The following is a 13,793-nucleotide window of genomic DNA, read 5'->3' on the forward strand; positions in this document are numbered from 1 at the left end:
ACAGAGCAACACTCCTTCCGTCTCGCCGCAAAAGCGGCGGCGATCCACCTCCCTCGGAGAGGGAGGCTGTAAGGGCAAAGTCAAAAGCTGAACCGCAATTTATCCCCTTTCCTCACCTAAGAAAATATGACTATTAGTGATACGTATGCCCTGCGAAGAGGGCGCGCGGGCTTGACAAGGTTTTCAGAGTGTCTGACAATGTAGTCGGAATCCTAATACGAACTCTTCTGGAGGCGGCTTATATGTACAAAATCGTTTTGATAAGACATGGAGAGAGCGCGTGGAATAAAGAGAACCGCTTTACGGGGTGGCAGGACGTGCCCCTTTCGGAGAAGGGACTCGCCGAGGCGAAGGCCGCGGGCGAGCTGCTGAAAAAAGAGGGCTACGTCTTTGACAAGGCCTATACCTCGGTGCTGCGCCGCGCGATAAAGACGCTCTGGTGCGTGCTTGAGGAGACGGACCTCATGTGGATACCGGTCGAGAAGTCGTGGCGGCTCAACGAGCGCCATTACGGCGCGCTGCAGGGGCTCAACAAGGCGGAGACGGCGGCGGAGTACGGTGACGAGCAGGTGAAGATCTGGCGCCGCAGCTATGCCACACGCCCGCCGCTTCTTACAAAGGACGACGAACGCTGGCCGGGCCATGATAGCCGCTACGCCTCGCTCTCGCCGGCGGAGCTGCCACTCGGCGAGTGTCTGGAGGATACCGTGGCGCGCGTAGTCCCCTACTGGCGGGAGGTCATCGCCCCCGAGGTCAGGGCTGGCAAGCGGCTGATAATCGCGGCGCACGGCAACAGTCTGCGCGCGCTGGTGAAGTATCTTGACGACGTATCGGAGAAGGACATCCTGGAGCTGAACATCCCCACGGGCGTACCGCTCGTCTACGAACTTGACGAAGAGCTCAAGCCGATCAGGCACTATTACCTCGGCGACGCTGAGGCGATCGCCGCCGCACAGGCCGCCGTGGCAAAGCAGGGCTCGGCGAAAAAGTAACGGCACGGACTGATATCGATCCATACGGGCAGGGCGGAGCCTATACGGCTCCGCCCCTCGTGTTGTTACGCGTCGACGGCATAGCCGCCATTTTTACTCAATACCGTCTGCCGTTATTTTTTTCGTTTCCAGGCGGCGAGCGGCACTAGGGCTGCCAGCGCAAGCAGCGCAAAACCGGCGGAACAACCGCCGCCACCTGAACCTCCGCTCCTCGTCCGGCTGGCGTTGTAGACATTCAGCAGGCCATATTTTGAATAGCCCTCACGCAGCACGTTTTCCGCACCATTCATCAGCATCATTTTTATCTCGTTCGCGGATTTGTCGGGATAGACGGCGCAAAGCAGCGCCGCCGCGCCCGCCACCATCGGCGTAGCCATCGAGGTGCCGCTCCAGCTGGCGTATCTGGTTCTGTTATATTCCCTGCTGCCGGCGTAGCTGCACATGGGAGTCGTGCTCATTATATTGTCGCCGGGGGCCATGATATCCACCCATTTACCGCTGGAGCTGTAATTGGAACCAGAAGTTGTCTCCAATCCGTCATGTTCGTTCGAAGCACCGACGGTTATCGTATTTTCAAACCGGAAGCAGGCGGGATAAACCAGCTCGCCCTCGTGATCTACAGGATTATCTATGTCCTGTTCATCATTCCCAGCTGAGATACATACGATAATACCAGCGTCACTTGCCCGTTTTACCGACTGTGCGAACGGATCAGTATCCTGATCCACTGCTTCCAGCCAGCCGCCCAGAGACATATTCGCGACGCGGATATTAAGGCCGTAAGTCCTTTTAAGCTCCACTATATAGTCCAGCCCGCCAATGATATCGGCGAGCTTAGCACTCGTATCAAAAAATTTTTGGTTATTTTCATCGTATTTCTCCACCACGGAAAAAACTCCCACCGGCAGTATTTTCACCCTCCAGTTGATTCCCGTTACGCCTATTTCGTTGTTTCCCACCGCGCCGATGATCCCCGAGACATGCGTGCCGTGGCCGCCGACATCGCCGACCGTCGCATAATCGACCTCGCTCAGGTCTTTGATCGTGACGTCGCAAGAGGGCGTTCCGCTTCTGACAATCTTGGTAACGCTCCCGTTATCGTGAAACATTCTTCCATATGTACCATCCGGCAGTATTCCGCTGATGTTAGCCGCGAGGTCTGGATGATCGTAGATAGCTCCCATATCGAGCACCGCGACATACACCTCCTCGGAACCTACCGAGGCATTCTCCCACACCTCCGGCGCCTTTATCCGCTTAGGCCCCCACTGCTTGTTCCACAGCGCGTCATCCGGCGTTTTGCCATGCGCCTTCATCTTGTAGTTTTTCGTTACGCCGATCACGTCGGGGTTCCCCTTGAGCGACAAAATCAATTCGTCCGCCGTCTTCGTCTGCGAAGAGAGAAGAACGATGCTCCGTCCGCTGCCGGCGGTCAGCGCTGGATAGCTTCTCCGTGAAACCGCGCCCACGCTCTTCGCAAGCGCCGCGGCCTTCGCCGCGGAGCCTTCTCTAGCCGCGGCGCTCAAGGCTGAGCCGGTCATATTCGAGTCGCGTGTAAGCACAATGACCTCGTTCTCCACATAGTCGGCTCCGTAGGCGACGGAACAGAATAAGAGGATCATTATAGATAAAAACAGCGTTCGCAGGTTATTCCTCATAAGGTATCTCCCTTTCATTTCAGCTCTTGAAATATACACAACACACCGAGAACCCTCTTTAATACCAATAAATTGATTCACCCAAACACCCCGCCGCTCCATGCCTCTAACCTTTCTTAAGAATAAGAAACTCCACATAACAAGGCGGGATTCCATTTTTGTGGTTGTTTACGCCCCTTTAATCCTTTTAGTAAATAATTAGTGTTAACTATGATACCATAAAGATTGCGAACCCATAATTTCGGCACTGCCAATTTTTATTTTTTCTCCAATCGGCATTGCGTTTTTATTTTTATAATTGGATAATATTGACAGAGATAAAGGAGGATGGCCTATGCTCTTTCACGAAAAACTTTCCCTGCTCAAAGAGGCGCTCGGCGTCACCAGTTCGGCGCTCGCGCGCAGCTCTGGGCTCGACGCTTCGTGTATCTGCCGCTACCTCGGAGCTAAAACCCAGCCGCCGCGCTACGGCAAGGCGGTGTCCAATATCGCCGCCGGCGCGGCGAAGCTCGCGGTGGACGACAAGCGGGTGCGGGAGCTCAGAAAAAAGATCGGGGCGTACAAAGAGGAGATGCTTCAAGAGGCGCTCGTACGCTGGCTCAACGCCGCCGATTCGTCCCTCAAGGAAAGAAAACACCAGCAGCCGCGCAAACCGCTCCGCGGCATGAAGAAAAAGCTGATCGCCGACACGGCGCAGCGGCTCGACCTGCTGATGGAGACCTTCAAGACCTCAAACGCTGCGCTTGCCCGCTATGTGAACGTCGACGGCTCCTCGATCTCCCGCTACCGCAGAGGCAGGCGCGGCGTAGGGCTCGAAGACCCGGTGCTGCGCGATATCTGCCGTTACTTCGCCTTCATCTGCCGCTCCCAGGGCATCCCCAAGGAGCTGTCGGAGGAGATAAACGTCTCGCCTGACGAGGCCGCCAATGAGGAATACATGACGGCGAAGCTCTTCGCCTGGTTCCGCGAGGCCGGTTCCGCGGAACATACGCGCCACCTGCTGCAGGGCATAGACTCCGCGGAGACACAGGATCTCTCCTTCCGCGCAAAGATCGAAAAGACGGAGAGCACGAGACTCACCGAAGAGATATCCTACGGCGCGGACGGGGTCTACTCCGCCTTCCTTAAATTCATGAAGATGATCCTCGCGAGCAAAGAGCCGCTCAATATCCACATCTGCGCCTCCGATTTCAGCTGGTTCGCCTGCGCGCCGCGCTTCCGCGACGACTGGAAGGCGCTTATGCAGGATATCCTCTCCCGCGGGCACCGGATAAAGATAATCCACAACCTCAATCTCGACGCGGACGAGATGTTCAGCGCCGCTGAGTCGTGGATACCGCTCTACATCTCAGGACAGGTGGAACCCTATTACCTCACCTGCCCCAACCGCTCTCTCTTCTGTGAATATGCCGGCGCGGCGGAGGGGCTCTGCTCGATGCGCTTCTCCTGCTTCAAGGGCAAGGAGGACGAGGTGACGGCCTTCTTCTCAAGGAGCCGCGACAAGGCCGCCTTCGTAAAGAGCCAGTTCGACGACCTGCTGACCCTCGCAAAGCCGCTCGTAAAGATATACAAGAGGGAAAATGCCGCGGAGCTGCGCCACGATATTGAAAACAACCGCGCGGCGGCGGGCGGCGACATCATCAAGCTAATGCACCGGCTCTCGCTGGAATCGATGCCCGAGCATCTCGCAAAACAGATATTTGAGAGGACGATAGCCGACAAGGCCGCGGAAGATGAGATGATGAAATATTATCACGCCAGAAGGCGGGCCTTTCTAAGTTCGCTCTCGGAGGTCAATGTCACCGAGATATATCCAGAATACTCACCGGAGGATATCGCCGAAGGATGCGTCGGACTGTACACTCCCTGGCTGCCGTGCCGCAGAGAGATCTTCTACACCCCCGAAGAGTTTGCGGAACATACAAAGGCCATCGAGCGCCTCACGCAGGAGCGCGCGAACTACCGCTGCGTCATGCGCCCCGACCTCCCATTCAAAAACATCGACATCGTATCAAAGGAGGGAGAAGCCACCTACGTGGTGAAAAACGACGAGCCGCTCGCCGCCTTCTCCTTTCTGCACTCCTATATGAACTACGTCATCGACAGATATCTGCGGCGGTATGTCCCATAAGGCAGATTCTTACCTTACTTAAACTTACGCCGGAGGCGCAGGATAAACAATAAAGGGGAAGGCTGTCACGCCTCCCCCTCTTATTTTACATCTATTTATTTATATTGGCTGTTACCTTTTCTTCCGCCATACCAGCGGCAGCAGGGCGAGGAGCGCAAGCGCTCCGAGGCCCGCGCCGCATCCTCCGCCTGAACCGCCGCCGCTGTTCTCGGCGGAGTCCCAGAGGACCTTATACTGGCTAGTGGGATCGTGCTGCTCCGAGGCGAAGAGATAGGGTGAGAAGGCCCGCACCGCTACGCCGTTGCCGTAGTCACAGTTCTTCGGGTCATAGACGAAGCTGAAGGTATGGCTCTCGCCCTGTTTCAGCAGCGGAAGTTCCGAGGCTCCGAGAATCGAGCTGAAGCTCTTGTTCTTTCCCGCGAATAGGGCGCAGCGCATCACCGGCAGATAAGAGATCTGCCGCTCCCCGCCGTTGACGAAAATCTTTCCGCCGGTGAATTCCACAGTGGCGTCGATACGCAGCTTTTTGCCGCGCGCCTTTTCGCTTAGCTGCGTCTCCGTATAGCTGATATTTCCTTTGGCGTCGCGCCTTATCTCATAGGCCTTGACCTCTTTTATCCTGATATCGGGACGTTCGGCCATCGCCGGCAAAGCCGGCGCCGATAGTTGGCGAGGGCCTGCGGCGCGGGACGCGGCAAGTCCCTGGAACGCCGTGGGATCATAGGCGCCGACAAGCACCCAGCCATGGTTATTATCCTTGTTGAGTTCCTCTCCCTCATATTCGACGACGGCATGGAGCCAGCCGAGTCCAGGCGTCTTGGGGGCGGTGAAGGTAAATTCCGCGTCGCCCCAGTTATCGCTGTCATCGGTTTTCGCCGTGCGGCCGAGTATACTTATCACATCGGAACCACATTCCTCATAGCCGTCGCCCACGGGGTCGGCGGAGGGATAATTCTTGCCGCCGTCTATCCACGGCTGGAAATAGAGTTTCACCTTTACCGCATCGGCGAGGATATCGACAAAGCTGTAGTTTATCACGCGCAGCACCACATTATAATCCTCTCCGACCTCCAGCAGCTTGGTCGAAAGGCCGTCGTAACTGCCAGTAGCGGCAGAGTCGCTGTCGCCCACCTTCTTAAAGGTTATGCCGCGTATTTGCCTTGACGAATAACGGTCGTCATTTTCAACAAGGTAATAGACCATGCTCTCGATATCGCCACCGGCGCCGCTGTTTTTAATATCGTTCCCCCAACGGAAGGGCAGCAGCAGCCCGGGGTCGGGATGCGCGCTGTAGGGGCTCGGAGTCCCCCAGATCTTGCTGTTGGCCCGCCGCAGCGACGGCACAGCGTAACCGACGCAGAGCGCGCCGTCATCCTGCGTGAAATAGGAGATATCGGTGGCGAACTGCATGTCCTGCGCGCTCCAATCCTCCGTGTACATCGTATAGTTCGCCGCGCCGGGCCAGCCCATCGTCACGCTGAGCATCTTCGAGGCGTCCGTCGCGGTGGTGGAATCAGTGCCCCAAGAACCGTCTGGCGTAAGGTCGACATTGACATGCTGGCGGTCGTCCTTGCCGAATACCGGATGAAAATAGACATGGCCCGACAGCGTATTGCGGATCGAGTCATAATCTTCACTGCCGCTCGACGTACTTGCCGTCATCACGAAGGAGCTCGCGTCCGGATTGCCGATGACGTTGTTCGTACCCTTTACAAACTCCTTGCCGTTGATATCGGCCCACGGGTCGTATTCATAAATCTTTTTCTTCGCCTCCGTCCCCTGCGGATAGCCCTTTATATTGGAGAGGCGCTTGGGATAGGTGAAGAGATTATAATTGTCGTGCAGCGGCTCATACCACGAGATGCTGCGGCCCGGCGTCGGCGTGAAGGTAGAGTTGTTCGTCGTCGGCACAACAAACTGCACATAGTTCTGGAAGGAGACCGTCTCTCCCGTCTCGTCGTCCGAGGTAACCGAATAACGCTTTGACTCCGGAAGCAGGATCGGGTAACGGCAGATGTTGTAGTTATTCGCCTTGTAATAGAGCTGGTCGTCCCTGTTCGCCTTATAGCTGAAGCTATAGGTCAGCTGCGACGAGTAATTATCCGTGTGGTTATGGACCTCCTCCCGTGTATAGCCCAGCCCCACGTCCAGTATCGGGTCGTCGTCATCGTCGTGGTTGTTCAGGATCTTATCCTTTAGCGTTTTTCTCTTTTCCAAGGCGTAGGAGCCCTCAACGCCTATGCCTCCCTCGGAGACCGTAGTCGTCGAGCTCGTCGAACCGTAGCTCTTATTGAGTTCCATGCCCGTGTAATAGTCGTCAGTATCAAAGACGGAGAAGGCGTCGAGCGTCACGTCTCCGTTAGCGTCGGCGTAGGCGGTAAGTTCACTGTCCTTGGCCGACACCTTATCCCAATGCTTGGGCGGCGCCTGCGTCACCATCATCAGCTCGATGTTGTCCTCCACCGAAAGCACGCTCGGCGAGCCGAGCACAAGACTCTCTCCATAGAGATCGATGGCGGCGACATTAGCGCCCATATTGCCGTTCATCATCACACCGTTATAGCTGTCATGGCCCACCACTTCGAGACCGCCATCTTTCGACCATGAGAAGATGGCAAAATCGAGGTTCGCCCCGTTACCCATGTGGCCAAGGGCGATCTGGTGCCGTACCAGCCCGCCCTGCACGGGATATTTGAATATGCCGGCCGCGAGGCTGTGGTGCTTATAATCGCTGTTGAGCCACCAGCCTCCGTTGGCGGCGTTATATTCATATTTCGTTCCGATACCGGTTATCGCCTCACCCGCCGTGGTGAGCCCCCAGTCGTGTATCCAGAGCTTGAGCTGTGTTCCGTTGTCGCCCGTGCCGGTAGCCCAAACAAGCTCGCCAAAACCGTCTCCGTCAAAGTCGGCTATCTTCACCTCGATCGGCGGCACCGAGGCGTCCTCATAACTCATGGCGTAGGTCTGCTCACCAAGAGACTGGCGGTCAACGAGTTTCGTCATCGTACCGTCCGTCATCTTATAAATGGTCATATAAGAGTTGGCCGTCTTGCTAGTGATCGCCTCCGAATCGGTATGAATAAGGACCAGCTCGTCTATACCGTCGTTATTGATGTCGCCGGCGGCCAGTCCGACGCTGTTGTGCTGAAGGAAGCTGCTGCCGTCCGCGCCGCCCTGTGTGCTGTAGCATCCCGCAAAACTATAGCCGCCGTCCGCCGTATAGCTGACCTTATACACCTCAAGCTGATTGGCGCGGCTTTCATTTGCGCCGCCTCCATGGATAAGCGTATAGTAAAGGGCTATCTCCGGCGTACCGTCGCCGTCGAAGTCTCCCTTCATCATGCGGATGCTGTTAGCGGGCCTCACGTCCGTAAGCCCGCCCACGACGCTGCCGCCCATCACAAGAATGCTGCTCACGTCGTCGCTGCCGTTGACGTGGGTCATTACCACCTCGCCGGAACCGTTCTTCATCCGCTCGTAAAGAGACTTACCGTCTATGAGCAGCATCTTCACAAGGGTGTTGTCTTTTTTATCCGGGTCATATTTGACATAAGTCAGGACATAATCGGAATAACCGTCGCCATTCCAGTCGTAGGATACAAGGTCGTGCGCGGTATTCTGGTCAAGCGCCGGGGCGTCCTTCCAGGAGCCGTCGGCTTTGAACTGAAACTCGTATGCGGGCACATATTCCGCAGGAAGCTGATAAAGTCCAAGCGTCTTGCCGTCGGCCCACATGTCGAGCCAGATGCAGTTCCTGCCGCCGTCGTGCCGCACCAGATAGGAGGTGACAAGCACGTTTTGCGGCACGCCTTCAAAGGCGCTTATACCGTAGAAATCCTCGGATAGCGCCACCGTTCTGTCCGGCACGACGCCCTCGGCGGCGGCGGAGGCGAATACATAGTTATTATTGTCTCCCGCGCCGTATTCATCAGAGTTCCGTATACGCTCAGTTCCATGCGAGACGGCTAGCACGCCGTCATCGCTCTCTTCGGAACCGACGAAGGTCCTGATATTCCAATCTTTATCCCGGAAAGAGACCAGCAGCCGCTGATGCGGCAGGACTCGTGATTTCCAGGCGCCGTTCAGCGGATCAACCTTCAAAGTATCGGGCATATCGGTAATGTCAGAGGTGGCGGAGACGGCGGCGGATACTAGAGCCATAAGCAAAAGAACCACGGCGATGGCCGCAGGCACCCTATTCTCACAAAGAAGTTTTCTCACTTTCACGGTATATTTCATCACAACACTCCTTTTTAATTTTTTCGTACGATAGCATTATGATTATCATCACATATATTATCTTTACCGCCAACGAAAAATTGCATACTTGAACATATATGGCACTTCCAATTTAGCGAACAATATCTCCTCTGGGTACACGCAGACATCGCCTCCGTCAGACGCAAGCCCATTTGGCGGCTGCCTATGCCCCCTGCGGGCGGCCGTCTGCGCCGCGCCGGCGGTATTTTCATCTGTCTATTCGATCATTCCAGCCGGCGGAGCGGCTGTTTTATCAGAGCGCGGGGATCGTGGGGAGATAATTAAAGGAGATAATATGTGCCGTTAAAAACGGGCGGAGTGGCTGCGGATTTATAAGATCAAGACAGGAGCTGAAGTCATTGGGCTCCGAGTCAGGCCCGGAGCGGCGGAAAGGGACGGGCTTGTTTTGCTGCTGCGAATCAAGCCCGGATAGATGGGAGGGTGGCTCTCCCGTCTATCCGGGCTTGACCCAGTTTTATTTTTTGGTTCCGACTTATTTCTTTTGTCTTATCCCAGTATTTTTTATTCTGCCTTATTCCTTTTTAGCAGCGTTACTTTTTCTTCCGCCATACCAGCGGCAGCAGTGCGAGGAGCGCAAGCGCTCCGAGGCCGACGCTGCATCCGCCGCCGGAACCGCCGTTGTGTTCGATGGAGTTCCAGAGGACCTTATACTGGCTCCTGGGGTCGCGCTGTTCCGAGGCAAAGAGGTAGGGCGAGAAGGCCCGCACCGCCACGCCGTTGTCGTAGTCGCAGTTCTTCGGGTCGTAGACGAAGCTGAAGGTGCGCTCCTCCCCCGCCTTGATGAGGGGGAATTCCGTCGCGCCGAGCAGCGAGCGGTTGACGCCTCTTTTGCCCGCCAGCAGCCCCACGCGCAGCAGCGGCACGTAGTTTATCTCTTTTTCTTCGCCGCCGATGTTGAGCCTGCCGCCCGTATACTTCACCCTGACGTCGATCTTCATCTTCTTGGAACGCGATTTCTCGTCGATCGTCAGAGGCTCTTGGGAGACGGTGCCGTCCTTCGCCATTTCGTAGGCTGTGACGCCGGTTATCGCGATGTCGGGATAGCTTTCGACGGAGACGGAGGCCGCGCGCGAAACGTTCTTCGCCTGGGCGCTCACCGTGCCGTAGAAATCTTCCGGCCTGTAGCTCCCGACCAGCGCGCAGCCGTGGTCGTTGTCGGTGCTGAGCTGCTCACCGTTGTAGGAGATCACCGCGTGCAGCCAGCCGAGGCCGGTGTCCGTGGGGGCCGTCCAGCCGTTAAGAACAACGTATTCCCAGTTATCTCCCGTCTCTTTATCTTTTCGCCTTTTTATAGCATCGATCGCAGCTGCCGGATTACCGTCATCACTATGTATCTCTTCACATCTGCCGTCGAATTCGGGGTTTTCGGCGGGATAGTTTTCCCCTCCGTCCTTCCACGGCTGGTAGTAGAATTTGACCTTGACCTCGCCCGCGTCAACAAAACTGTAGTTTATCACGCGCAGTCTCAGGTTATACTTCTGGCCGCATTCGAGCAGTTTTGTCGCGGTGCCCTGATGATCTCCCGTCGGGGCCGGTGCACCGCCGTCCGTCATTTCAAAGCTCAGGCCGCGCATCTGGCGGCTCGTATTAGGATTGTCGTTTTCGGCGAGGTAGTAGATCATGCTCTCTAAATTTTGCCCCGCGGATTTATTCTTTATATCGTTGCTCCAGCGGAAGGGCAGCAGCAGCCCGGGGTCGGCATGGGTATTATAGGGGCTGCCGCTCCCCCATATCTTGCTCTGGAACGATTCGAGCTTCGGCACTGCGTAGCCGACGCAGAGAGCCCCGTCGTCCTGCGTGAAGTAGGCGATGTCCGACTCAAACTGCATGTCGGCGGCTGTCCAATCCTCTGTGTACATCGTGTAATTGCGGGCTCCGGGCCAGGCCATCGTCACATTGAACATCTCCGAGACGTCGGTTGTGGTCGTCGTGTCCGTACCCCAGGTACCATCTCCCTCCATATCGAATTTAATGGTACCCTCCCTGTTGCCAAACGGGAAATGCTGCCCCACCGTCGGATGGAAATAAACGTATCCTCCGAGTGTATAACGGGAACTGCTCATCTCAGAATTGGTCGTATTTGACGAGGCGTCCAAACGAAATTCGCTGGCATCGAGATTGCCTATAACGTTGCCGGTACCGTCAACAAATACCTTGCCGTTGATGTCGGCCCAGGGATTGTACTTATCTACAGCTAATTTTTCTTCCGTTCCCTGCGGGTATCCCGTTATATCGGAGAGCCGCCTTGGGTAGGTAAAGAGATTGTAGTTATCGTGCAGCGGCTCGTACCATGAGATACTCCTCCCCGGAGTCGGCGTGAAGGTAGAGGCCGTCTCCGTGGGGATAACAAACTGAATATAGTTCTGCGCCTGGTATTCTTCGCCATTGTCGTCGGAGACAGTTATGAACTTTTTATCCTCCGGGAAGATCACCGGATAGCGGCAGATATTGTAGTCGTTGGCGCGGTAGTAGAGCTGGTCGTCGCGGTCCGCCTTGTAGGAGAAGGTATAGCTTGAGGTCGAAGACTTATCCTCGGTATTGTCATTTACCCATTCGCCGCAAAATTTTCCACCGACATCAAGCATTGGATCCTCGTTGGCGTTGTTTTCCGAGCGATTGAATATTCTGTCCATCACACTGCCCCTATGCGAAATTTCCAACCCCAGTGAAGCGCCGAATTTTCCGCTGCTTGCATTAGTGACGGATGTAGATCTTCCCCATTCGCCTCCGCGCTGCATACCGGTATAGTAGCCATCTGTGTCGAAGACGGCGAAAGAATCAAGCGTCACTTTGCCGTCCTCTTCGGCATAACCCGACAGCGCGCTGCCGGCGGCGTTCACGCGGTCCCAGTGCTTCGGCGGCGCCTGCGTCACCATGTAAAGTTCGATGTTATCCTCCACCGTGATGACCGTCGGCTCTCCCAGCACCAGACTCTCGCCGTCGAGGTCGGCGGCGATGATCCGCGGGACGAGATTGGCCACCTTCGCGTCCGTGACCGGTGTGGACTGTCCAGAATTGCTGCTGCCAAGCTTGATAAAGCCGTCCTTGCTGTTCCATTCGTAGACGGCCCAGTCAAGGTTCCCGCCGTTGCCCAACTGTGTGACGCCGATCTGGCTGGGATATGTAACAACGGCGGGCTGATTTGCCGAAGGATAATTAAAATGCCCGCAGGCCATGGAATAGCGCATGAAACTATTCGCCATCGCCCAGCCGTTGAACTCCATATCCGTATAGCGTATCGACGGATCCGAATCCAGCGCGACGCTGCCGTAACTTCCCGGCCATTTCGCCACAAAGAGCGTCGTGTCATGTTCAGTCTGAGAGGTAGCGGTGAACCACACCAGCTCCGGTACGCCGTCGCCGTCCAGATCGGCGAGCTCCGCGTCTATCGGCGGCATGGAACAATTTTCTCCGCTGATGCTCAGACCGTCAAAGGTCCGCTCACCCGTATCGTGGTTACCGCGGCGTATCGACCAGGAGTCCAGCCCGCCGGTACATTCCAGCACGGTAAGATACAGCGACGATTTCTGGTAATAGGCGCTCGTGTCGGCGTTTATAAGACAGAGCTCTTCCCTGCCGTCGCCGTTCAGGTCCCCGGCGGCGATACCGACGCTGTCGTTCTGCAGATACGACTGCCCGACCTCCGAGTCATTCTCATATGGTTTGTTTATTTCGCCCTTGGCCAAATCGATGGAATATACATGGAGGCTGTTGTTGTGCCCCAGCCCGTCCGGCCCCTGCGCCATCGTATGATAGAGCGCGACCTCCTTGACGCCGTCGCCGTTGAAATCTCCAAGCGCCGTCCTCATGCTGCCGGCCGGTTTGACCTGCGTCAAGCCGCCCACCATATTCGAGGTGTCGCTGAAATGGTCGTCGGCGCGCCAGAAGTAAGTTATATTATCAGGATTTGAGTTGTTTTCGAGAAGAGATTTGCCGTCCACATAGAGCACCGCAATACCCACCGCTTCATTGTCGCCCTTCGGCCTGCCGTTGGGGTTGTAGACATAGCTGATAACATAGTCGGTGTAGCCGTCCCCGTTCCAGTCATATCCCTGTACATCGGTACAGACATTCATGTCGAGGGCCGGAGCGTCGACCCATGAGCCGTCGGCCTTGAACCTGTACTTATAGGCCGGAGCCGGCGCGTGTTTACCGTCGGTGAGGCAGGCTATCGACCGCAGGCCGCTCTTATCCAGCAATTCAATGGCAAGATAGGTAGAGCCGTTCTCCCCGTCCTTCATATATAAATATACATTACAGACTACGCTGCGCGGCACGGCGTACTCGCTCTGCGTGTAGAAGTCGGGAGAGACCGTGATCTTTTCCGTGATCTGACCCGGACATGAGGCCATCGCGAAGACGCGGTTGTTGTCGTCAACATTCAGAATCAGCGTGTTACATACATCCAAAAGCGTATCGCCGACATTTTTAAGCGCCTCGTCGTTGGCGACGGATTCACCCTGCCCACGGAAAGTCCTGATGCTCCAATTATTGTCCATATAAGAGATCGTTGCCCGATTTTTGGGCACTATATGATATTTCCACGCGCCGTCCAGCGGATCGTTCGCTATCGACTCCGGTATCCCCGTGGAATCGGCGTCAGCCTTCAGCAAAGAGCCTCCGGCATAGACCGCCGCGCCAAGAGCGACGGAAAAGAGAACCGCCGTAAGATACTTTTGGAAAAGCCTGATTCCGTCTCTTTTAAATCCCATTAAGCCACTTCCTCTCACT

The 13,793-nt window shown here is 55.9% G+C and carries 5 protein-coding genes; 2 read left to right on the forward strand and 3 right to left on the reverse strand.

Annotated features, from left to right (window positions below; genetic code table 11):
- Nucleotides 1–242: 242 nt before the first annotated feature.
- The gene (gene gpmA / locus LIO98_RS13455) at nucleotides 243–992 is read left to right on the forward strand and encodes a 2,3-diphosphoglycerate-dependent phosphoglycerate mutase (RefSeq protein ID WP_291958207.1); all 750 of its coding nucleotides are present in this window, start codon (nucleotides 243–245) and stop codon (nucleotides 990–992) included.
- Nucleotides 993–1,105: 113 nt separating this feature from the next.
- On the opposite strand, the gene LIO98_RS13460 is transcribed toward gpmA, so the two are convergent.
- Complete coding sequence (locus LIO98_RS13460; RefSeq protein WP_291958209.1) at nucleotides 1,106–2,614, reverse strand: S8 family serine peptidase; 1,509 nt, start codon at nucleotides 2,612–2,614, stop codon at nucleotides 1,106–1,108.
- A gap of 370 nt (nucleotides 2,615–2,984) precedes the next feature.
- Between LIO98_RS13460 and LIO98_RS13465 the strand changes: the two genes are divergently transcribed.
- Nucleotides 2,985–4,781, forward strand: a complete 1,797-nt coding sequence (locus tag LIO98_RS13465; RefSeq protein WP_291958212.1) for a hypothetical protein — start codon at nucleotides 2,985–2,987, stop codon at nucleotides 4,779–4,781.
- A 111-nt stretch (nucleotides 4,782–4,892) separates the two neighbouring features.
- Here the strand turns inward: LIO98_RS13465 and LIO98_RS13470 are convergent, their stop codons facing one another.
- Both LIO98_RS13470 and LIO98_RS13475 read right to left on the reverse strand, forming a co-directional pair.
- Nucleotides 4,893–9,020, reverse strand: a complete 4,128-nt coding sequence (locus LIO98_RS13470; RefSeq protein WP_291958215.1) for a VCBS repeat-containing protein — start codon at nucleotides 9,018–9,020, stop codon at nucleotides 4,893–4,895.
- Between the two features lie 572 nt (nucleotides 9,021–9,592).
- Nucleotides 9,593–13,774, reverse strand: coding sequence for a Synerg-CTERM sorting domain-containing protein (locus tag LIO98_RS13475; RefSeq protein WP_291958217.1), 4,182 nt, complete (start codon nucleotides 13,772–13,774; stop codon nucleotides 9,593–9,595).
- Nucleotides 13,775–13,793: the final 19 nt, after the last annotated feature.

This window comes from Cloacibacillus sp. (assembly GCF_020860125.1).
In the GTDB taxonomy this organism is placed as follows: Bacteria; Synergistota; Synergistia; order Synergistales; family Synergistaceae; genus Cloacibacillus.